General features: G+C 63.1%; 24 protein-coding genes. 14 read left to right on the top strand and 10 right to left on the bottom strand.

Annotated elements, in window-relative coordinates; genetic code table 11:
- Positions 1-128: 128 nt before the first annotated feature.
- The 4 genes from ABFX19_RS13545 to ABFX19_RS13530 all read left to right on the top strand — a co-directional run bounded on the left by ABFX19_RS13545 (position 129) and on the right by ABFX19_RS13530 (position 3,924).
- Positions 129-977, top strand: a complete 849-nt coding sequence (locus ABFX19_RS13545) for an Ltp family lipoprotein (RefSeq protein WP_346028580.1) — start codon at positions 129-131, stop codon at positions 975-977.
- Between the two features lie 550 nt (positions 978-1,527).
- Positions 1,528-1,965, top strand: coding sequence for a hypothetical protein (locus tag ABFX19_RS13540; protein ID WP_346028579.1), 438 nt, complete (start codon positions 1,528-1,530; stop codon positions 1,963-1,965).
- 605 nt (positions 1,966-2,570) lie between these two features.
- Complete coding sequence (locus ABFX19_RS13535; RefSeq protein ID WP_346028578.1) at positions 2,571-3,128, top strand: BRCT domain-containing protein; 558 nt, start codon at positions 2,571-2,573, stop codon at positions 3,126-3,128.
- A gap of 91 nt (positions 3,129-3,219) precedes the next feature.
- Positions 3,220-3,924: a hypothetical protein gene (locus ABFX19_RS13530; RefSeq protein WP_346028577.1), complete on the top strand. Its 705-nt coding sequence runs from the start codon at positions 3,220-3,222 to the stop codon at positions 3,922-3,924.
- A 10-nt stretch (positions 3,925-3,934) separates the two neighbouring features.
- Here ABFX19_RS13530 and ABFX19_RS13525 read toward each other — a convergent pair whose 3' ends face one another.
- Entirely contained in the window at positions 3,935-4,690 is a 756-nt protein-coding gene (locus ABFX19_RS13525) for a nuclease-related domain-containing protein (protein WP_346028576.1), read from the bottom strand.
- A gap of 207 nt (positions 4,691-4,897) precedes the next feature.
- On the opposite strand from ABFX19_RS13525, the gene ABFX19_RS13520 reads away from it, so the two are divergent.
- Together ABFX19_RS13520 and ABFX19_RS13515 are read left to right on the top strand one after the other, a co-directional pair.
- Positions 4,898-5,800, top strand: coding sequence for an isocitrate/isopropylmalate family dehydrogenase (locus ABFX19_RS13520; RefSeq protein WP_346028575.1), 903 nt, complete (start codon positions 4,898-4,900; stop codon positions 5,798-5,800).
- A complete protein-coding gene (locus ABFX19_RS13515) occupies positions 5,797-5,949 on the top strand; it encodes a hypothetical protein (protein ID WP_346028574.1) in 153 nt (50 codons plus the stop codon). Before ABFX19_RS13520 ends, ABFX19_RS13515 begins: the two co-directional genes overlap by 4 nt.
- Positions 5,950-6,014: 65 nt before the next feature.
- On the opposite strand, the gene ABFX19_RS13510 is transcribed toward ABFX19_RS13515, so the two are convergent.
- Positions 6,015-6,527: a TetR family transcriptional regulator gene (locus tag ABFX19_RS13510; protein ID WP_428831045.1), complete on the bottom strand. Its 513-nt coding sequence runs from the start codon at positions 6,525-6,527 to the stop codon at positions 6,015-6,017.
- On the opposite strand from ABFX19_RS13510, the gene ABFX19_RS13505 reads away from it, so the two are divergent.
- Complete coding sequence (locus tag ABFX19_RS13505) at positions 6,438-6,731, top strand: hypothetical protein (protein WP_346028572.1); 294 nt, start codon at positions 6,438-6,440, stop codon at positions 6,729-6,731. The two genes, ABFX19_RS13510 and ABFX19_RS13505, sit on opposite strands and share 90 nt — an antisense overlap.
- An 84-nt stretch (positions 6,732-6,815) precedes the next feature.
- Positions 6,816-7,838 carry a 1-aminocyclopropane-1-carboxylate deaminase gene (locus tag ABFX19_RS13500; protein WP_346028571.1) on the top strand — a complete coding sequence of 341 codons (1,023 nt, stop codon included), beginning with the start codon at positions 6,816-6,818 and terminating at the stop codon, positions 7,836-7,838.
- Between the two features lie 49 nt (positions 7,839-7,887).
- Here the strand turns inward: ABFX19_RS13500 and ABFX19_RS13495 are convergent, their stop codons facing one another.
- Complete coding sequence (locus ABFX19_RS13495) at positions 7,888-8,028, bottom strand: hypothetical protein (protein WP_346028570.1); 141 nt, start codon at positions 8,026-8,028, stop codon at positions 7,888-7,890.
- A gap of 146 nt (positions 8,029-8,174) precedes the next feature.
- Between ABFX19_RS13495 and ABFX19_RS13490 the strand changes: the two genes are divergently transcribed.
- On the top strand, positions 8,175-8,543 hold the full coding sequence (locus tag ABFX19_RS13490; protein WP_346028569.1) for a DoxX family protein: 369 nt from the start codon (positions 8,175-8,177) through the stop codon (positions 8,541-8,543).
- Between the two features lie 36 nt (positions 8,544-8,579).
- On the opposite strand, the gene ABFX19_RS13485 is transcribed toward ABFX19_RS13490, so the two are convergent.
- From ABFX19_RS13485 to ABFX19_RS13470, 4 genes are all read right to left on the bottom strand, one after another.
- Positions 8,580-10,091, bottom strand: coding sequence for a tripartite tricarboxylate transporter permease (locus ABFX19_RS13485; RefSeq protein WP_346028568.1), 1,512 nt, complete (start codon positions 10,089-10,091; stop codon positions 8,580-8,582).
- 3 nt (positions 10,092-10,094) lie between these two features.
- Positions 10,095-10,646: a tripartite tricarboxylate transporter TctB family protein gene (locus ABFX19_RS13480; RefSeq protein WP_346028567.1), complete on the bottom strand. Its 552-nt coding sequence runs from the start codon at positions 10,644-10,646 to the stop codon at positions 10,095-10,097.
- On the bottom strand, positions 10,646-11,689 hold the full coding sequence (locus ABFX19_RS13475; protein WP_346028566.1) for a Bug family tripartite tricarboxylate transporter substrate binding protein: 1,044 nt from the start codon (positions 11,687-11,689) through the stop codon (positions 10,646-10,648). The genes ABFX19_RS13480 and ABFX19_RS13475 overlap by 1 nt, the downstream gene beginning before the upstream one ends.
- A 142-nt stretch (positions 11,690-11,831) precedes the next feature.
- Positions 11,832-13,007 carry an MFS transporter gene (locus ABFX19_RS13470; protein ID WP_346028565.1) on the bottom strand — a complete coding sequence of 392 codons (1,176 nt, stop codon included), beginning with the start codon at positions 13,005-13,007 and terminating at the stop codon, positions 11,832-11,834.
- A 259-nt stretch (positions 13,008-13,266) separates the two neighbouring features.
- On the opposite strand from ABFX19_RS13470, the gene ABFX19_RS13465 reads away from it, so the two are divergent.
- From ABFX19_RS13465 to ABFX19_RS13455, 3 genes are all read left to right on the top strand, one after another.
- Positions 13,267-14,961, top strand: coding sequence for a ribonuclease J (locus ABFX19_RS13465; protein ID WP_428831044.1), 1,695 nt, complete (start codon positions 13,267-13,269; stop codon positions 14,959-14,961).
- Between the two features lie 187 nt (positions 14,962-15,148).
- Positions 15,149-15,289 carry a hypothetical protein gene (locus ABFX19_RS13460; protein ID WP_277356910.1) on the top strand — a complete coding sequence of 47 codons (141 nt, stop codon included), beginning with the start codon at positions 15,149-15,151 and terminating at the stop codon, positions 15,287-15,289.
- Positions 15,286-17,028 carry a hypothetical protein gene (locus ABFX19_RS13455; RefSeq protein WP_346028564.1) on the top strand — a complete coding sequence of 581 codons (1,743 nt, stop codon included), beginning with the start codon at positions 15,286-15,288 and terminating at the stop codon, positions 17,026-17,028. Before ABFX19_RS13460 ends, ABFX19_RS13455 begins: the two co-directional genes overlap by 4 nt.
- Positions 17,029-17,041: 13 nt before the next feature.
- On the opposite strand, the gene ABFX19_RS13450 is transcribed toward ABFX19_RS13455, so the two are convergent.
- Positions 17,042-17,344, bottom strand: coding sequence for a hypothetical protein (locus ABFX19_RS13450; RefSeq protein WP_346028563.1), 303 nt, complete (start codon positions 17,342-17,344; stop codon positions 17,042-17,044).
- 157 nt (positions 17,345-17,501) lie between these two features.
- Between ABFX19_RS13450 and ABFX19_RS13445 the strand changes: the two genes are divergently transcribed.
- Both ABFX19_RS13445 and ABFX19_RS13440 read left to right on the top strand, forming a co-directional pair.
- Positions 17,502-19,301: a bifunctional metallophosphatase/5'-nucleotidase gene (locus ABFX19_RS13445; protein ID WP_346028562.1), complete on the top strand. Its 1,800-nt coding sequence runs from the start codon at positions 17,502-17,504 to the stop codon at positions 19,299-19,301.
- Positions 19,302-19,511: 210 nt separating this feature from the next.
- Entirely contained in the window at positions 19,512-20,288 is a 777-nt protein-coding gene (locus tag ABFX19_RS13440) for a formate/nitrite transporter family protein (protein WP_346028561.1), read from the top strand.
- A 91-nt stretch (positions 20,289-20,379) separates the two neighbouring features.
- Here the strand turns inward: ABFX19_RS13440 and ABFX19_RS13435 are convergent, their stop codons facing one another.
- Positions 20,380-20,781: a type II toxin-antitoxin system VapC family toxin gene (locus ABFX19_RS13435; RefSeq protein WP_277356905.1), complete on the bottom strand. Its 402-nt coding sequence runs from the start codon at positions 20,779-20,781 to the stop codon at positions 20,380-20,382.
- Positions 20,778-21,023, bottom strand: coding sequence for a type II toxin-antitoxin system Phd/YefM family antitoxin (locus ABFX19_RS13430; RefSeq protein WP_277356904.1), 246 nt, complete (start codon positions 21,021-21,023; stop codon positions 20,778-20,780). Before ABFX19_RS13430 ends, ABFX19_RS13435 begins: the two co-directional genes overlap by 4 nt.
- Between the last annotated feature and the right edge of the window lie 18 nt (positions 21,024-21,041).

The raw sequence follows: 21,041 nt of genomic DNA, 5'->3' as shown, positions 1-21,041 counted from the left end.
ACGCTATCCGGCCCGCCTCTTCTCCATATGCTTGAAGCGTAAACCTCCGACAGCAAGCCAGCGTAGCCTCCCGTGAGCGCCACGCGAGGGTTGACCGTCGCGATCATCACTCTCGTACTGGGGAAAATATGACCAAGATCTATAACCCTCCGCCGAACTGGCCCACTCCACCGGAAGGCTGGACGCCTCCCAAAGGATGGCGGCCCGAGCCCGCTTGGGGGCCCGCGCCCGATGGGTGGCAGCTCTGGGAGGGTGCTGCTCGTCCCTGGTACAAGAAGAAGCGCGCAATAATCCCGGCCGGCGTACTGGCACTGTTCATCACCATTGGTGCCATTGGCGGTGGCGGGGACGATCCAGTCGCGGCTGGATCTGACCAGGCCAGCCAGGTCGAGGAGACTCCATCCGCCGCGGAAGCTAGTGCTAGTGCCGCTGCCGAAGCGGAAGCGAGCGCCGAAGCTGCCGAAGCGAAAGCTGAAGCCAGCGCTGCTGCCGAGGAGGCGGAAGCGGAAGCAGAAGCGGAGGCAGAAGCGAAAGCTGCCGAAGAGGCCGAGGCTGCTGCGAAGGCAGAAGCGGAAGCAAAGGCTGAAGCAGAAGCCAAGGCCGCTGAAGAGGCTGAAGCTGCTGCGAAGGCAGAGGCAGAAGCCAAGGCTGCTGCTGACGCGGAGGCAAAGGCCAAAGCCGAAGCGGGGACGGTTAGCCAGCAGAACGCGCTGCGGCATGCCGCGAACTACCTCGACTACACGGCCTTCTCACGCACCGGGCTCATCGACCAACTGATATACGAGGAATACTCGATTGAGGACGCAACCTGGGCCGTCGACCGAGTCAAGGCCGACTGGAACGAGCAGGCAGCAAAACACGCAGCAAACTACCTCGACTACACGGCCTTCTCGCGCCAAGGACTGGTCGACCAGTTGCTTTACGAGGGTTACACCCCGGAGCAGGCCGAGTACGGAGTGAGCCAGACGGGTCTCTAGTTCCTAGTGAGCGTCAGCGAGGGGGGATGTGAAAAGTGATCTTCATGCCCCCCTTTGCGAAGCCAACTCGAGAGGTGTGGCCCGGGTAACCAGGTCCACCATCACAGGGCGCGGTCCGGCAACATCGAAGATTGACTGCTCGTCAGGAACGCCGCGGAGCTCGGTAGCGGCTTGCGCTGGGGCCGGAATCTGCCGTCATGTGTCCCGTAGAGTTGGCGCCGGTCAAGACCAGCGTCCTCGTTGTCTGGCGTCTAAGGGGGAGCACAGCACCGGAGTGGCGCTACCTAGAGTCGGCTGTCGTTGGGCAGGTCGGTGAGACGATGAGGACGTTGGGGCTAGTGCACTCGTCGATGAGTGAATGCCTCGCATGAATAGAATCAGAACGTCCTCGATATGCGCCTTCAGTCGCTCAGATTCTGTAACAGTTATAGATTCTGGCTGCGCTGATAAGCGAAGGCTAGCCAATAAGGCACATAATAAACGGTGGTCGTTTCTGCTGGGCGGCTGCGAAACAGTGGAGAGCTACGGCGATCCAAAAGGAGTTTGAGAAGTGAAGATGGGATTATTGGCAGTCGCGGCTGCTTCAGTCATTATTCTGAGTGGTTGTGCTTCAGCTGCTGAGTCGGCGATGCCGACACCCGAGGCGACGCCGACTGAAACAACACCCCCTGCGGACGGTGGGAGCTACTCCACGCTGAAGCAGCTCCAGCAAGCGTACGTAGCGGCAGGTGGTGACTGTAGCGAGCTGGTTCAGAGGAACTCCGTCTCGCTTGCCGCCGAGTCAGGCGATTGCAACGACCAAACGGTGATTTCTACTTACATCTCAACTGCTGACCTGAGCGAACTCATACAGACCAATAAGGCGCTAAACGAGGAATATGACCTTGAATCCGATTCGGTGTGGCTCACTGGCCAGAATTGGATCATCAACAGTCCGGATGCAGTTGAAATGCAAGAGAAACTGGGCGGCCGACTAGTCAGCTTCTAATAGATGGTGGGCAAGGAAGTGATAAAGGCGGCCTTCCTATGCCCTAAAAGCAATTGATGGGCAATGGGGAAGCGACTGCGTCGCACGACGACCCTAGCGCTCACGGTGCGCCGATTGCAGTGGCAATGGGCGCGTCCAACCACTGACTGGTCGAGGTAAGGCCCCAGGCACGAAGTGCCCTGCGGGCCTGGAAGCAGATTTCGGTAGTGCAATGAATCTGTCCTCAGATACGCGCGGCTGCTTCGAAGGAAGCAGCGCCGCGTGGGGAGCGCCTGCTGCTAGCGAAGGTCCACCCTCGAACCAGAATTTCCCAAGGGCTCCGGCAGACTGTGGTGCAACACAGCCACCTCACCAGGAGCCCGCCATGGCATCGGTACTCGTTTGTTCCTGCCCCATCACCGGGCATGTAGTTCCCATGCTCGCGGTCGCCGCCGGCCACTTTCCACTGTTCTGTGGACCTCGCCAAACGCGTTCTCCGGCTCGAAAACAACAGGCTGCCCAGTGTTGCAAGAGCGCTCGGCCTGGCTCCATTCGAGCATCATCAAGCGGGCGCCGATTCTGCTGTCTGTGCTCAAGCCGTAATTGCAGTGGCACAGACTCAGGCCTTGCATACCCTCGATCAGTTGTGGCCGGCGGCACGCTCGAAGGCTCCCACCGCGTCGGCTCGATACCAGCGGACACCGGCCCTGGCTGAACTTCCCCAGCCCAACCTTGCGGCCGATCCTGCTCATCCGCTGTACGGACAGGTCGTTGTGTTCACCGGTGACCTAGCGACTCTCGAACGCGATGAAGCAATGCAGCTTGTGGCCAGCTTCGGTGCTACGAACGCTAAGAACATCACCAAGAAGACAACCATGCTCGTCGTCGGCAAGCAGGATGCAACCGTAGGTTCCGTCGCTCTTTCCCACCACAGTGGAAAAGAGCGGAAGGCGTTGCAGTACATCGAGGCTGGTCAGAAGATTCGTGCTGTCAGCGAGGGGGAACTGTTGAGGTGGTTGCAGCTAGATGTGTCCCCACCGAGCCAGATGCTCGCCGACGTTGACCCACAGGCGTCCAGGCCAGTCGTTCCTACTCAGCCGATCAGCGCCCTTGAGGAGTCGGCGGGCCGACTCGGCACGGTCGTCATGGGCATCCTGAAATGGGTGGGCAGCAATCGCCGGTGAAGTGAGAACCGAAGTGTTTGCAGTCGCTGACAGGACGTCGCGCCCTCTGGCCCTGACCATCACGGAACCCACGAATATTGAGGTGTAGTAGATGACAGACTCAGATTCGACCGACATCCCGACCCCTGACAACTCCTCAGAACCGACTGGCCAGGGCAGGATCCTTCGACTTGTTGATGCAGCGCTCAACATGCAGGTTCCCGCTGCCACCGCCTACGTCGATGGGCTTCGAGCGAAGAACCCTGACGCCTCGCCGGCGGACCTTCTGAAGAAGCTGAATAGGCGGTTTTTGGCGGCGACGTCCGCAAGCGGTGCTTCTGTTGGTGCGGCGGCCGCGGCACCCGGAGTTGGCACCGGCGTAAGCCTTGCGCTTTCCGCAGGTGAATCCGTGGTTTCGCTTGAAGCTACGGTGTTTTACGTGTTCGCTGTCGGGGCCCTCCACGGCGTGAGTGTCCGAGAAATTGAACGGCGACGCACCCTCCTTTTCGCAATCCTGCTCGGGAACAGCGCTGATCGGGTTGTGCACGATGTAGCAGGCAGAACGGGAAAGCACTGGGCTAAAGCTGCGATTGACGCGATCCCGATGGAGGGCATCCGAAGGATCAATGGAGTGCTGGGACACAACTTCGTGACGAAGTACGGTACACGCCAGGGAGTGCTTGTATTGGGTCGAGCAATCCCGTTCGGACTTGGAGCTGCCATCGGCGGCGGAATGAACTACGCGATAGGGCAAGCGGTAGTGAAATCAACGCGCCGGGTCTTCGGCCCAACACCCGAATCGTTTGAAGAGAGCTGAGTAGCGGGCATCACCGTACGAGCGCCAACAACAGAGAAGGAAGCACACCGGAGAGCGTCGCCAGGATGGTACCGAACAGCGCAAGCGCCCAACCGACGCGCCGTCGTCGTGCCTGGTCCACCTTGCGTGAAACGTCATGAAAGGCGGATTCCAGCCAGCCGGCGTCACTCTGGGGCTGCGGGTTCTTGTGCCAAGTTTCCGGTCGCGCTGCGGCGGCGCGCAGTATGGAGACCTGCTCGGGGGTAAGAACCGGTCGCTGACGGTTCAGCGATCGTAGGAGCTGTCGTGGGGTCACAACGGCAACATCCGGGTGCTTCCCGCGCACGGTCAAACTCTTAGCCCCGACCACCACGACCATTCCATTGACGTGGACAGGGTGATCGACTGCGGCAGACAGCAGCTTCGAGGCACGTTTGGCCTCGTACACAGCATTTGGGATATGCCGCTGACGCTGTCCGGCAACCATCAGCGTATTCTTCGCCGTCCACACCGCTTGGCCGGCATGGCGTTTGGTGTTGATCGTGAACACCCCGCCGGGGCCGATGAGCACGTGATCGATGTCCGACGACCCCCTGCCCACTGGAACGGCGTGTAGCACGGTCCAATCCGGACCAAGCTGAGCCAGGAAGGCGCCGACCTCGCGCTCGCCGAGAGCACCCCAGTACCAAGGCGCGCTCTCCGTGCCCAGTGGCCGGGTTCCAAAGAGCCGGCCAATCGCGGAGCGGGGCGGATCCGAGCGGTGAGCGACGAGTAGTTCCTCGATCACGGAGTGTCCCGGTATACGGGTCGTCAGCGTCTTATGCGACGGTAGAGATTCGACCGGTGGCGGTTCGGTTTCGGACATTGTTCCCCCAAAGTGTGTCGTTCTATCCATCGAAGCGTAATGGATACGAAGCTCCCTCATCGCAGTGAAACAGGACTCGCTCGAGGACAACATATGCTCTTGCGAGACCACTCGAACGATAGGAACTTCATGAGCCGCAGATACGTCATCGATTCGATTCCCGGCGACGGCATCGGCGTTGATGTCACCGACGTGGCGATGCAGTGTGTCGACGCCGTCGCTACCCTTCACAACTTCGAGGTCCAGTGGCGGGTCCGTGACTGGAACAGCGACCTCTACCGCAAGACCGGACGCATGATGCCGATCGACGGCATCGAGCAGCTCAGCAGCGGCGATGGCATCTACCTCGGTGCGGTCGGCACCCCGGACGTGCCCGACGACGTCACGCTTTGGGGGTTGCTGATCCCCATCCGCCGCGAGTTCGACCAGTACGTAAACCTGCGGCCGATGCGGTTGCTCCCCGGCGTCGCCGGGTCCATGCCCGGGATCGAGGACCTGGACATCGAGGTGGTGCGCGAGAACGTCGAGGGGGAGTACTCGCAGATCGGCGGGCGGTTCGGATCGGGAACGGATGCCGAGTTCGCGGTGCAGGAGAGCGTCTTCACCCGCGCCGGGATTTCGCGGGTCGCGCGCTATGCGGCGACCGCGGCCGCCGAGCGTGGTGGGCAGCTCGTCTCCGCGACCAAGTCCAACGGCATCATTCACACCATGCCGTTCTGGGATGAAGTGGTGGCGGAGACCGTGAAGGAGTACCCCGGCGTCGTTGTCGAGAAGGTGCTCATCGACGCGCTGGCGGCGCGGCTGGTCATGAAGCCGACGAGTGTGCGGACAATCGTCGCGTCGAACCTGTTCGGCGACATCTTGTCCGACCTCGTTGCGGGTGTTGCCGGGTCCATCGGGATCGCTCCGAGTGCCAACCTGAACCCGGAGCGGCGGTTTCCGTCGATGTTCGAGCCGGTCCACGGTTCGGCTCCGGACATTGCGGGGAAGGGGATCGCCAATCCGGTTGGTGCTTTGTGGGCTGCGCCATGATGCTCGACCATTTGGGGGAGGATGCTGCGTCGAAGTCGCTCACGAGCGCCTTCGAGTCCGCGCTCGCCGACGGCATTGCGACGCCGGATCTGAAAGGCTCGGCGACCACTGCGGAGTTCGCGTCCGAGGTGCTGTCGCGGCTGAAGTAGCTGAACCAACGAGGGGGCGCCTCTTTCTTTCCGGAAGGGGCGCTCCCTGCGTATCTTGGCCGGCGCTACCCAACGACCCGGCGCAACTCCGCCCGAGTCTCCCGGTACACCTCCAACGGATCGTACGCCTTCCCGCCCGCCGCGAGCTCACCCCAGCGCGCCCACGACGCCCGCCACACCGCAACTGCCACCTCGGTCAGCAGCAACACGGTCAGCGAATCGACCTTGCCCTCAACCTGCGAAGCGATCCGGGCACGCAGCTCGCCGGCCAACACCTGAGCCTGAGCGGCAGCCAACGCGAGAAGCTCGGGTTCCTTTGCCAGAAGGCGCATCACTCGCGCATGGTCGCCGTAATCCCCGCTGGTCTCCAACGCCATCACGGACTCGGCCATGGCTTCGATGTCCCGCAACAAATCCGCAGGGTTGGAAGCCGACGTATCAAACGCCCGCACACCCGCCAGCATCCGGTGCTGCCCAGGCAACGCCGCATGTTCCTTGCGCGTGAAGTATCGAAAGAACGTCCTCGAGGAAACACCGGCGACGTCGGCAATCTGCTGGACCGTCGTCGCCTGGAGCAACTGGCCGGAGCAGCTGGGACGGCGATCCTCGTCGCAGCGCTCACGGTCGGCGCGGCGACTGCGTCAGCCGGGGGAGCGGCGGAAGGACCGGCCCAGGCGTCCCGCGCGCAGGCGGCGTTCGTCGTCGGCGGTGTGTTGGCCGTCGTCGCGGTGGTGCTCTCGCTGTTCGTGCGGCGTGTGAAGAACGACGACGGCGCGCACTAGTTACCGAAGAGCGGAACAGCCTCGCCGTGAGCGGGAGTAGTGATTGACTGGGTCTCACTACTCCCGCCGAGAAAACGAGGACCCATGGCCATTACGGACTTCGAACGCTATCCGCTCACGTTTGGCCCCAGCCCGGTGCACCACTTGCCGCGACTCAGTAAGCACCTCGGCGGCGCGCAGTTGTGGGCGAAGCGGGAGGACGTGAACTCGGGCCTCGCGTTCGGTGGGAACAAGACCCGCAAGCTCGAGTACATCGTCCCGGATATCCTCGCTGAGGGTGCAGACACCATCGTCTCGATCGGCGGGTTCCAGTCCAACCACACCCGGCAGGTGGCTGCAGTCGCCGCGAAGCTCGGCCTGAAGGCTCTGCTGGTTCAGGAGAACCGGGTGGACTGGCCGGATCCGCTCTCCGACCGCGTGGGCAACATCCTGCTCTCCCGGCTGATGGGCGCGGACGTGCGCCTCGATGCCGCCGGTTTCGACATTGGCATCCGCGACTCCTGGAAGAATGCCATCGCCGAGGTGGAGGCAGCCGGCGGCAAGCCGTACGCGATCCCCGCGGGAGCGTCGGAGCACAAGTTCGGCGGACTGGGCTTCGCCAACTGGGCCTACGAGGTGCGGCAGCAGGAGAAGGAGCTCGGCGTCTTCTTCGACACCATCGTGGTGTGCACGGTCACCGGCTCAACCCACGCCGGCATGATTGCAGGGTTCGCCGCCCTCGAAGACGCCGGCGGCCGTCCCCGCCGCGTCCTCGGCATCGACGCCTCCGCAACCCTGGACAAGACCCGCGGCCAGGTGGCGCGCATCGCACGCAACACTGCCAACCTCATCGGCCTCGAACGCGATCTGCGCGACGACGAGATCACCGTCCTCGAAGGCTGGGCCGGCGACCTCTACGGCATCCCGGTCGAATCCACGCTGGAAGCCATGCGGCTCAGCGCCTCCCTCGAAGCGATGATCACCGACCCCGTCTACGAGGGCAAGTCAATGGCCGGAATGATCGACCTCGTCACCAGCAAGGACATCCCGGCGGACAGCAACGTGCTCTACGCCCACCTCGGTGGCCAGCCGGCGCTCAACGCCTACAGCGGCTTGTTCCGAAGCTAGAAAACAACGACGGCGCCCGCCGGCGTGCTCTATCTTCAGGGCATCAAGGCTAGCGGGCGGCCGGCGTCTTCTTCGACACCGTCGTGGTGTGCACGGTCACCGGTTCCACGCATGCCGGCATGATCGCCGGATTCGCCGCTTTGGAGGACGCGGGCGGGCGTCCGCGACCAGTCTCGGGATTTGCCCCCACCGATGGACGGTGGCAACCTCCGTGCTGAACTCAGATGACGACGTCGTCGACTTTTCTTCGGACAGTGGCCCCTCCAGATGAGTCCATAGCCAAACCAGCCAAACGGGCGCATGCTTTACCTTGTTGGGGCTTCACGAGGAGAAGTCATGAATATTGCGCTTTGGATTGTGGCCGGTGCCCTGGCACTTTTCTTCCTCGCCGCGGGTGTCACGAAAGCCTTCCAGCCGATCGACAAGATCGTGGCTCAGGGACTCACCTGGGCGGAGGAAAAACCAGGCTATGCGCGCACCGCCGGAACGTTCGAGATCCTCGGCGCCCTGGGGCTGATCCTTCCCGGCATTTTCCGGGTAGCCACCTTCCTGATCCCGGCAGCAGCCATTGGACTGGCGCTGATCATGGCCCTTTCGATCGCGTTCCACATCTCCCGCGGTGAGAAGGGGTTCACCATCAACATCGTGGCTCTGGTGCTCGCGCTCTTTGTCGCCTGGGGACGCTCCACCGAGTGGGCGCTGTAGGCCATCAACCGGTGCTGCAGCCCAAGCCAACGCCCTTTACTGCCCCGCCGACTCCGCCCGCTTTGCCCTCCCCAGAATCTTCGGCAACACCGTCGGAAGCACCAGTACCGCGAGAGCGGCAATCAGCAGCCCCACCGTCAGCGGGCGTGTGAAGAAGACCGAGAAATCGTTCTGGCTGATCGACAGGGCACGGCGTAGCTGGGTTTCCATCATCGGGCCAAGGATGGCACCGAGGACGGCCGGCGCAACCGGGAAGTCATACACCCGCATGAAGAACCCGGCAACGCCGATCGCGCACACGATCATCAGGTCCGTCAGGCTGCCGGAAAGGCTGTAGACGCCTAGGATGCCGAACACCAGAATGCCGGTGTAGAGCAGATCCTTGGGGATGGAGAGAATCTTGATCCAGACCTTCACCAGCGGAAGGTTGATCACCAGCAGCATGATATTGCCGATGAACAGGCTCGCGATGAGTGTCCACACCAGGTCCGGCGAATTCTCGAACAGTTGCGGACCGGGCTGGATGTTGTAGATCTGGAAGGCGCTCAGAATGATCGCGGCAGTGGCCGACGTCGGGATACCGAGGGTGAGCAGCGGCACCAACACTCCGGAGAAGGAGGCGTTGTTGGCCGCTTCCGGCCCGGCCACGCCTTCGATGGCGCCCTTGCCGAACTCCTCCTTGTGTTTGGAGAGCCGTTTCTCCAGGTTGTAGCTGAGGAATGTGGGAACTTCGGAACCACCCGTGGGCATGGAGCCAAAGATGAAGCCGAGGAAGCCACCGCGGATCCACGGTTTCCAGACACGTTTGCGCTCGCCCTTGTTCAGCCAGATCCGGCCGGAGAACTCCACCGGTTCTTCCCTGGCGTACTGCAGCCGGGCCAGGCCGTACAGCGCCTCACCGATGGCAAACAGGCCGATCACCACAATGATGATGTCAATCCCACCCAGCAGCGCCGTCGAACCGAAGGTGAAGCGCTGCTGCCCGGTCAGGAAGTCGAGCCCCACCAGGCCCACGAACAGCCCCGCGAAGAGGCTCACCATGCCGCGGATAATCGAGGTGCCCACGAGCGCGGTGACGCTCACGAACGCCAGCACCATCAGCGCAAAGTAGTCAGTGGCCTGGAAACTCTTGGCCAGGTTGGCGACCAGCGGTGCCAGGAAGGTAAGGCCCAGCGTGGAGATGATGCCTGCGGCAAATGATCCCATGACGGCGGTGGCAAGAGCAGGCCCGGCCCGGCCGGCCTTCGCCATCGGATACCCGTCGATAGCTGTTGCCACGGACCCGGCCTCACCCGGCGTATTCAGCAGAATCGACGTAATTGCCCCGCCGTAGAGGGAACCGTAGTAGATTCCGGCGAAGATGATCAGCGCGCCGGTGGGATCGAAGCCGTAGGTGAGCGGCAGCAGAAGTGCCAGCGCCAGCGCCGGGCCGATGCCGGGAAGCACTCCCACCAGTGTGCCGATCGTGACGCCGATCGCCGCATACAACAAATACGTTGGTTCGAGGGCGTTGGCGAAACCGCCCAGAAGGTCAGCAAAAACGTCCATGGCTCAGAGCACCGATTCCAGTAGTCCGCCGGGCAGCCGGACGCCCAGCAGTTCAGTGAAGCCGAAGTAGATGGCCGCAGAGAACAAGACCGCAATAATGACGTCGCGGACCACCTTGCGGCTTCCCGCTACCCATGCGATCCCCACGAAAAAGATGGTCGTGGCAATCAGGTATCCCAGTGGGCTCAGCAGGGCTGCGTAGGCCACCAGCGCCACAATCACAATCCACAGCGTGCGCCAGTGCGTGTCCGTATGTTCCGCGGCAGCCTGTTCCTCCAAAGCGTGGTCAGGCTTCAGCGTGGCACGGACCAGGAACGCCAGGCCGAAAAGCACCAACCCGATCCCGACAATGATCGGGAAAAAGCCGGGCTGCTGCGGGCCGAAGCCGCCATCGATGGAGACCCGGATGGCGTCGAAGAGCACCACCGCGGCACCCAAAAGAATGACGACGGCGGTGATCCGGATTCCGAGCTTCCCCGCCCCTGGCCTGATGACCGCATGCGATCCACCATGGGGTCCGGCTGGCGGGGAAGACCCGGAGTCGGGAACAGACATCAGCCGAGGATTCCGAGGTCCGTCAGCGTCTTGGTGATGTTCTCCTTCTCGGATCCGATGTATTCACCGAATTCCTCGCCGGTCAACAGGAAGTCCTCCCAGTTGTTTGTCTCCAGGGCCTCCTGCCACTCCGGCGTGTCATGCATCTCCTCGATCATCGCCACAACTGCCTCGCGTTGCTCATCCGAGATCTCCGGGGGAGCGACAACCCCGCGCCAGTTCGCAATCGACACGTCATACCCGGCATCGATGATGGTAGGAGCGTCGATGCCTTCAATCGGTTCCTCACTGGAGACCGCAAGAAGCCGCATTTCACCGGCGTCGATCTGGTCCTGGAATTCGGCGAGCCCGGACGCCGCCGCAGTCACGTCTCCGGACAGGATGGCCGGTGTCAATTCGCCGCCGCCGGAATACGGAATGTAGTTGATCTCCGCCGGATCGATCCCTACGGCATCCGCGAGCTGCGCAACGAGGATCTGGTCCACGCCGCCGACCGAACCGCCGCCCCAGGCGACCGCGCCCGGATCCGCTTCGAAGGCGTCCATGAGTTGTTCGAGAGTTTCGTACTCGGAATCGGTGGGTACCACGATCGCGTCGTACTCGGCAGTCAGACGCGCGATGGGGGTAACGTCTTCCAAGCTGACCTGTGAATCGGTCTGCTCGATCGCGCCGACGAGGATCTTTCCGATCACCATGAGCTGGTGCGGATCACCGGCGTTCTCCCCCACGAACTGGGTGAGCCCCGCTGTTCCTGAGGCGCCCGGCACGTTGTAGACCTCAGCGCCGGTGTCGATGACCCCGCCCTCGTCGAGAGCACGGCCGATGGAACGGGCCGTCTGGTCATAACCGCCGCCGGGATCAGCGGGAGCCATGATCTCAATGGCCGCGGTGGGGTATTCCTCCGCGGCGTCGCCGCCTGCCGAGTCGCCCCCGCCTCCGGAGTCACCGCCACAACCGGTCAGTACCAATAATGAGACGGCCAGCGGGACGCCCCACCGGACGGACTTGGCGTGCCTGGACCAACTGAATTTTGAAATCGTCATTGAAATCATCCCTGTTCTTTGCGTTATGCCTGACTCCACGGGTATTTCAGTTCTATCAGTCAGCCAAAAGCGTGTACACAGCCGCAAGCATCGATTCGGGAGCAATTCCAGGACCGTCACGAAGGGTATGGGACAGCGCGTCTCAACCATTCCGCCGTCGTAATTGCCACCAGGACAACCCTGCAACCAGCGCGAGCCCGCCCGCAGCCGCTCCAAAGACACCGCCGACGCCGGTAGCGGCGGCTACCAGTCCTACCGCAGCAGGGATGGCCGACTGACCGAACCGGTTGGCGCTGAGCCGCAGGGCCAGCCAGGTACCGCGCGTACCGGGAGGCGACGCCAGCGAAATCACCGTCATCGTGAGGGGCTGTCCAATGCCGAGGGCGACGCCGGCCAGCACCAGCACAGCACCCATCGCCGGCACGGGCAGCGGCACGGCAAGCACTCCCACGGTCAGCGCGGACAACGCTGTTGACGCGGCGATCAGCTCGGCACGCCCGATGCTCCTGACCATGACGCCGAGGAAGAGCCGGGATGCCATCGTGGCGACGGCCCGGAGCGCGAGCAGGAGCCCAACCGCGGCGGCTGGAATCCCGCGCTCCACCCCCAGCGCGGGTAGATACACGGCGATGAGGTCCACGGCCCCAAGGACCATCATGCTCACCAACATCGCTCCCAGCAATTGGCGGCGTGCGTCCGGGCCCGCCCTAGAAATGGCCTGCCTGAAGTTGGCAGGGGCTGAGGAATCGGCAGGGGGGAACGCCGGTCTGCTGCGCACCAGGCCGGCGGTGAGGATCAGCATCAGGATGCTGGAGGCTGCACATGCGCCGAAGAGAGCTTGGGTATCCGGAACAAGCCGGCCGCCGCCGAACGCAACGATGAACATCGGGCCCGCTACCTGTCCGGCTGATCCAGCGAAAGTATAGAGGCCGAACGCGGAATCGAGTTTGGCTGGGTCGCCCCGCGCCACCCTGCTCTGCTGACCGATGACGCTCAGAAGGTGGCCAAGACCAAGGACCACATTCCAGAAGAGGAGAAGTGCGAGGGACGAAGACCAAAGGAAGAGGCCCAGCGCAGCAGCCACCATCATCACTGCGCCACTCGCCAGGACCGGAGCTTCCCTGCCGCGGTCGGTTGCCCTGCCCACCAGTGCTGCTACCAGCAGCGGCACAACGGCGAAGCTCGCTGCGATGAGTCCCAGGAATGCCGGCTCCAGCCCCAGTTCCAGCGCGCGGTAGGCGGCGGCAGGGCGCACGATGTACGCGGCGAGCTGCAGGAAAAGGGCGTGAAACAGGAGCGTCCACGGCCAACTGCGCATGGTCGTAATCTACAGGGGGTGCAGGGATGGGAAGCATTTCACTGCTTCTACTGCGGCTTGTACTACGGCGGCGTGCCGACGCCGGGGGCGTCCGGGCCCGAAGTTTCCCGGTCCTGCTGATAAAGTCGGTACAAAGTAATGCCGTCCCCATCGCTGTTTCAGCGTGGGTTAACGGCCCCAGCAGGGCGTTCCCGCCACGAAGCACCTTACCGCCGGTATTTGAGCTCCGGGTTGCCGCCCGTCCAAGAGATCGGATCCCATGACCAGGACTTCACGCCACTCCTCACCACGAGCAGGCCAGACACCACCGCGGCTGGACAAGGGTGCCATGCGCATCGTCGCGCTGGGCGGTCTGGAGGAGATCGGCCGCAACATGACCGTGTTCGAGTTCGGCGGCAAACTGCTGATCGTCGACTGCGGCGTCCTCTTCCCTGAGGAACATCACCCGGGTGTGGATCTGATCCTGCCCGACTTCTCCTACCTGCGGGATCGCCTGGATGACATCGTCGGCCTGGTGCTGACGCACGGGCACGAGGACCACATCGGCGCTGTTCCTTACCTGCTGCGCGAACGCGCGGACATCCCCATCATCTCGGCGAAGCTGACGCTGGCGTTCATCAAGACCAAGCTGCAGGAACACCGGATCACCGCCAAGACCGTGCAGGTCAAGGAGGGGGACCGGAAGAAGTTCGGGCCGTTCGACCTCGAGTTCCTGGCCGTCAACCACTCCATCCCGGACGGGCTGGCCGTTGCCATCCGCACCAGCGCCGGGCTGGTCCTGGCCACGGGCGACTTCAAGATGGACCAGTTCCCGCTGGACGGCCGCATCACCGACCTCGCCGGTTTCGCACGCCTCGGCGAGGAAGGCGTGGACCTGTTCCTGCCCGACTCCACCAACGCCGACGTCCCCGGCTTCCAGATCTCCGAGCAGGACCTGGCGCCGGCTATCGACGAGGTGATGCGTACCGCTCCGCGCCGCATCATCGTCTCCAGCTTCGCGAGCCACATCCACCGCATCCAGCAGGTTATCGACGCCGCACACCTGTACGGGCGGAAGGTCGCCTTCGTGGGCCGCTCCATGGTCCGCAACATGAAGACCGCACGCGAACTCGGCTACCTGAACATCCCGCGCGGCACGCTGGTGGACTTCAAGGAACTCGACAAGATGGACCCCAAAAAGGCCGTCATCATCTGCACCGGCTCGCAGGGTGAGCCGATGGCTGCCCTGGCGCGCATGGCCAGCCAGGACCACATGATCGACCTGACCCAGGGCGACACCGTGCTCCTGGCCAGCTCGCTCATCCCGGGCAACGAGACCTCCATCTACCGGCTCATCAATGACCTGACCAAGCTCGGCGCCAACGTGGTCCACAAGGGCAACGCGAAGGTCCACGTCTCCGGCCACGCCAGCGCCGGTGAACTGGTCTACTGCTACAACCTCGTACGCCCGCGCAACGTCATGCCGGTCCACGGCGAGCACCGCCACCTGAAGGCCAACGCTGAGCTGGCCATCCGGACCGGCGTGGACCCGAAGAAGGCCCTCGTGGTCGAGGACGGCACCACCATTGACCTCAAGGACGGCGTAGCCCGCGTGACCGGCAAGGTCACCGCCGACTACGTGTACGTGGAGAACATGGTGGCCGGTGCCGCAACCGAGGAGTCGCTGCAGGACCGCATCCGCCTCGCCGAAGACGGCGCGCTCACCGTCCTGGCGATCGTCAACCCGGACACCGGAAAGCTGGAGGAGGACCCCGAGTTCTTCCCGGTCGGCTGGGCTCCGAAGGACGGCGAGCTGGACAAGGCAACCGACATTGTCGAGAAGACGCTCGCTCAGCTCAAGGGCGAAAAGACCGGTCCCGACGCCGAGCGCGCCATCGCCGAGGGCCTGGTCCGTTGGTCCGACCGGTCGCTGCGGCGGAAGCCCGTGGTGACGGTCATCATCGTCGACGCCTGAGTTCCGGTTGATCGCTCGGTCTTACTGCCGGTTCCCTGACGATGGGATCGGCAGTAAGTTCGAGTCATGACAACCGCACGAGTCTCCAGCAGCGGGCGGGTGACAATACCGCTTGAGGTGCGTCAGCGGCTCGCCATCGGGCAAGGGTTCCAGGATCGATTTCCGGTTCATGCCGGACGGTCGATGCGTGATGGAACCGGTCGGCGCGTCGCTCAAGTCGCTTGAAGGCGTGTTTCATCGACCCGATCAAGAGCCGCATTCCTTGGACGAGATGCAGAGCGCCATCGAATCAGCGGCCGTGAGCAAAGATGGCATCATCGAAAGATGAGCCCGAAAAGCCGTACACGCAAGCCCAAGTCGGCGGCCAGAAGCAAGAACCGCAGGACCGGCCCACCCAGCAACCCCATCGCGGACGTCTACCGCACCGTCGTGCCGGTATTTGCAGCGGAAGCGGATCATACGTCTTCCCTGCACAGCGAGCTGATTGCATCGGAGCTGTACTCCGTCATGCATCAGACCACGAATCTGGGTCCTGGAATCGATGCCGAGATGTTCGGCGACTGGGTGCGCTACGTCGAACGACAGCGGGATGCCGCAGCCGCCGCGATGCTATGGGCGCTGGCGCAAGTCGCTGATCCACCCGCTGACGCCGAAGCCGCCGCGGCCGCGCAGCGTCTGATGGACGCAGACGTAGCGCCGCCGGCATGGCTTGCGCCCCTGCGAAAGCTTGAGGCCACGGAAGCGTGGATGCTGACGGATGTTTTCGGTGATTCCATCGAACTGGTGATCGAGTTCCGCACCGGACGCCGCAAGCACGGCATGGCCATGACGATCGACACCAATCACATGGGCGGATACGCCACGAGCCTGACCTTCGACGAAAGCGCGCGCAAGCTTGTCAAGGACCGGGAACGGTTCGCCGGACATATGGACGGCCTGATGCAGATTGAGACTGCATCGCTGACCGAGGTGCGGGCGAAGGGCATCGCGGCGATTGACGCCACCGACATCACCAGCGATCCTGACCTGGCGCCGGAGTACGCAGCGAGCCGTTCGCTGGCGCTGAGCCGGCTGCGCGCGCTGCCGGGTAGCGACGTCGTCGACCTCGCCGATCGCCGCATTCCGACTGAAGCCGAGGAGCTGTCCCAGTTCGAAAGGGACGAAGCGGAGAGCGAACGGCTGGTCGCTGAGTTCCTGGCGGATCTGCAGAAGGACCCGACCGACCACGCGGTTCGAGACTATGAAGAGGAGTTCGCGCGGCTCGCCGAGCTTGCACTGATGTACGGACGCAATTACGACGACGGCCGCCTCCTCCGCGTCAGCCCTCCGAAAATCAGCAGCTTCAGCGGCTGGTTCCTGCCGCGCAAGGTGATGCTCGATGACGAGGAGCGAGAGGCGCTTCCACTGTTCCTTGAGTCGTGGATTGCCTGGTGCGGGAAGCATCAGCAGCTTCCGGCGCTGGCGATTGAACTGGTGCAGCATGCAGCAGCGACCACCCTTGATTCGGTGGCCGATCTGGTTGAGGACGGCGAGGAGCTTACGTCACCGGGCATGGCCTTCGTCGAAGGTTTGGATATGGACACGATGGAGGAAGCGCAGGACGCCATTGGGCGCCGGCAGCTTGCCATGCCCTACTTCGGCACGCGGATCGGTGCGGAAGATTATCCGCGGCTGAACGCCAATAGGGCGGACGAGCTGCGGCTGCTGGTGCTCGGTGAGTTGAAGGAATTCCATGGTGTGGGGAAGAAGGAGTATCCCCGGAGCGGTGAACCGGATGGCTCGCCCGTATGGGACGCCGCGCTGCGCGAGCTGGTGATATCGCAGTTGTGGCACAACGACCCGCCGCAGGTCTGGGAAGCCGCCGTGCGGTTGCAGTCAAAGGGCCTGAACCGGTTGGAGATCCTCGCTCAGTTGCAGGGAGCACTGTCCGGGCATGTCAACGCTGCCAAGCTCCGGCCCCTGACCGACGGAGCCGGTTCCGACGCCGTGCATGCCCTGGGCTACGTCGCGTCGCTGGCAACCCTCGGTGCGAGCGAGGGGCGGGGCGGACACCTCCGTCCGGTGTGACTCAATCTCGGCCTTACTCGCCGCCGCCGTCCGCGAAACCCGCGTCAAAGGACCCGGCGAAGTCGATCTCCGGGCCGGGTTGCGCGACACCCGTATAGGTCTGGCCGGAGTCTCCCGTGCGCAAGGCGGTTGGATCGCTGTAGGGGGAGGCGTCGTCGTCGGCTGTCATGAACGCAAGCACGGCATTGGGGGCAATAGCGGCAGCAGCAACCGCGCCCGGAATGCGCAGGGCCGGGTCTTCGGAATCGGGCACCAACTCAACCTGGAACGGTACCTGTGCGCCGGCGTCGTTGGTTGCCAGGTCCTTGACTGCCATAATGTCCTCCGTAGCTGAGCCGGTGTACCTCTGATCGTCCTCGTTTCGCCGGCCATGTCAACGCCCTGTTCACCCGAATCAGGGCACGATGTTCCCAAAGTGTCACCGGTCACGGGTAGCCTGCTGTCACCGCATTACGACAGGGAGTTGGTTTCACGTGTTCCACACTTTCAACAGAGGGCCTCGCCGTGCCATCACGGCCGTCGCGCTCAGCTGTGCCGCAGCATTGACGCTCGCACCGGCAGCAACCGCCGATACCACCATCAAGGGTTCCAACGGCAAGACGGCCACCATCACGGTGATGGGTACCAGCGATCTCCACGGTTACATTGAGAACTGGGACTACTTCACCAACGCGGAGTACGACGACGCCGCCTCCAACGATGTCGGCCTCGCCAAGATTTCCAGCCTGGTCAAGCAGGTCCGTGCGGACCGCGGTGAGGAGTCCACCCTCCTCATCGACAACGGCGACACCATCCAGGGCACCGCACTGACGGACTACTACGCCAACGTTGAGCCCATCGATGAGACCGGTGAGCTGCACCCTATGGCTGCCGCCATGAACGCTTTGGGTTATGACGCCACCACGCTCGGCAACCACGAGTTCAACTACGGGATGCCGCTGCTGCGCGCTTATGAGGAGCAGCTCGACTTCCCGCTCCTCGGCGCCAACGTGAAGGACTGGGAGACCGGTGAGGACGCCTTTACTCCGTACGTCATCGAGACGGTCAAGCTGAAGGGACAGAAGCCCATTCGCGTTGGCATTCTTGGGCTTACCACGCCGGGCAGCGCCATCTGGGACAAGAACAATGTCGTGGGCGAACTGCGCTTCCTCGACATGGTTGAGCAGGCAGAAAAGTACGTTCCCGAGATGAAGGCAGCGGGCGCCGACGTCGTTGTTGTCAGTTCCCACTCCGGGCCGTCGGGCACCTCGTCCTACGGCGACAGCCTGCCGGTTGAAAACGCTTCGACGCTGATCGCCGAGGAAGTGCCGGGGATCGACGCCATCCTCGCCGGCCACGAACACCGCGAGATCGCCGAGCGCTTCATCACCAACAAGGAGACCGGCGAGCAGGTGCTCCTCACCGAACCCAAGCAGTGGGGCCAGCGCCTCTCCGTCATGGACTTCGAGCTGGTCAAGGTCCGTGGGCAGTGGGATGTTCTCTCTGCTAGTTCGGAGCTGCTGAACGCCAACACCGTTGAGGCTGATCCGGAGATCTCGGCGCTCGTGGCGGACCAGCACCAGCAGGTCATTGACTACGTGAACACCGCGATCGGAACGGCGACCGAGACCATGTCCGCCGCCGAGTCCCGGTATAAGGACACCGCCGTCATGGACTTCGTGAACAAGGTGCAGGCGGACGCCGTGGACCGGGCACTGGAGGGAACCGCCAACGCGGACCTTCCGGTCCTGTCGATTGTTGCGCCGTTCAACCGGGCCGCCGTGATTCCTGAGGGGCCCGTGACCATCCGCGACATGGCCGGGCTGTATGTCTTCCCGAACACGCTCTTCGGTGTTGAAATGACCGGTGCGCAGATCAAGGACTACCTCGAGTACTCGGCGAAGTACTTCAACCAGACCGCACCCGGTGCACCGGTTGATCCCGCCACGCTGACCAACGCGGGCGGCACTCCGGACTACAACTACGACATGATGTCCGGTGTCTCCTACAGCATCGACATCAGCAAGCCGGTGGGGGAGCGCATCGTGGATCTGAGCTACAACGGCGCACCCATCGATCCTGCGCAGCGTTTCGCCGTGGCCACGAACAACTACCGGCAGTCCGGCGGCGGAAATTTCCCGCACATCGCCACCGCGCCGGTGCTCGTGAACCAACAGACCGAGATCCGGCAGCTACTCATCGACTACCTGATTGCCCAGGGCGCGATCGACCCGACGAACTTCTTCGAGGAGAACTGGCAGCTCACCCGCGAGGGCGAGCCTGTCTTCAACTAGCAGTTCCCGCAGGAAACAGCAGGGCACGGGCCTCTTGGTCCCGTGCCCTGCTGCGTCGTGACCGGGTCCGTTTTCCGATGACGAACGCGCGGAGCTGCCCTTGGCCTGCGTTCTGGCAAGTGGGTAGCGTGGAATACATCCGACCTGGCAACAGGAAAGGAACGCAAAAATGAGTTGCCGCCTTCGAACCGCGGGGAAGAGGAATGGCCTGTGAGCGATCTTGCACCGAAGGAAATCTACAACCGGGCCAAAAACGAGGGTGAGCGACGGCTCTTCATGCCGCCGCTCGAGCAGGTATCGACCGGCTTCATTGCCGGTGTCACGATCGTTTTCGGGATCGTCGCGCTTGCCATAGCGGAACACCTCATCGAGCCGGCCTTCGGTGAGGGCCCGGCCAAACTCGCCGGCGCGTTGGCTTTCGGCATGGGAGTGGTTTTCCTCGTCATCGGTCGCTCCGAATTGTTCTCTGAGAATTTCTTCGATCCGGTGGCTACGGCGATTGACCGGCGCGAGAAATCAACCTGGTTGCGGCTGCTCCGGCTGTGGGGGCTCATCCTGCTCCTCAACCTGCTCGGCGGAGCGGTGATGGCGGCCGTCTTCGTCGTGCCGGGAGCGCTGCCCTCCGGTGCACACGATGTCCTGGTGACCGTGGCGGAGGAAATCGCAGGGAAAGGCGGGCTGGCCACCTTCATGCGTGCCATTGCCGCCGGTACCCTGCTGACGCTGCTTTCCTACCTGTTACACGCTGTTGATCCCGCAGGCAGCCGCATTGTGCTCGCGTATCTGGTCGGGGTGTTCCTCGCGCTCGGCGCTTTCGATCACGTGGTTGTCTCCGGGCTCCACCTGCTCGCCGGATTGTGGCTCGGCGCAGACGTGACCTATCTGGAGGTGGGGAGGAATGTCCTCCTGGCAACAGCCGGGAACCTGCTCGGTGGCCTCCTGCTCATGACCCTGACACATACCGCCCAGGCCAAGGAGGCCAAGTAACAGCTGTTGGTCCCTGGAGGCCGCCGGTGCGGAGTATTGCGGCGGTATCCTCAATCACTCCGGTGCGATTACCGGTGTGCCAACACACGACTCAGATTGAAATGACCCGGACCAGATGGTCAAGCCCAGCGAAATCAGCACCATTTCGGGTGTAGAGGTCCAGACCGTGCGCATGGGCAGTGGCTGCTATAACGAGATCAGCGAATCGGCTTCGCGGCTTTCGTCCTTCACTGACGACTGCGGCAACAACCAGTCCGTAACTGCGGGCGGCGGTGCCGTCGAAGGGGATCGGTTCGAACCTCGCTTCAACCTCCTGCAGCCGTGCCTGCCGATTAGCCGCTTCGCCCGGTGTCGCAGCAAGATGGGGACCAGCAGTGAGCTCAGCCGTTGTGATCGCGGAAATTGCTACCTCATCAGGTAGTGCGCGGGCCACTGCAGGATCATGCCAATCGATGACAACCGACGTATCGAGCAACCCGCGAGTCGCGGTCACAGGCCCTGATCAATCTGCTGGTCAAGATCGGCTCGAAACTGATGCCGATCGATGCGCACACCGGACACCGCCAATGCCGTCAGTTCCTCACGGGAGACGAACGTACTTCGACTGACCCGGGCGGGCCGCAACTCAGCAACCGGCTCACCATTGCGCGTGATGATGAACGTTTCCCCCGCCTGCACTGCATCGATCACTTTCGCGTTGTCGTTGCGGAGTTCTCGCTGTGCGATGGTCTTCATGAGCTTATTGTAGCTCTC

The sequence above is a fragment of the Arthrobacter parietis genome, from assembly GCF_039530425.1.
Lineage (GTDB): Bacteria > Actinomycetota > Actinomycetes > Actinomycetales > Micrococcaceae > Arthrobacter_D > Arthrobacter_D parietis.
Note: the sequence above shows the minus strand (reverse complement) of the source record. Positions and strands in the feature narration are given on the sequence as shown.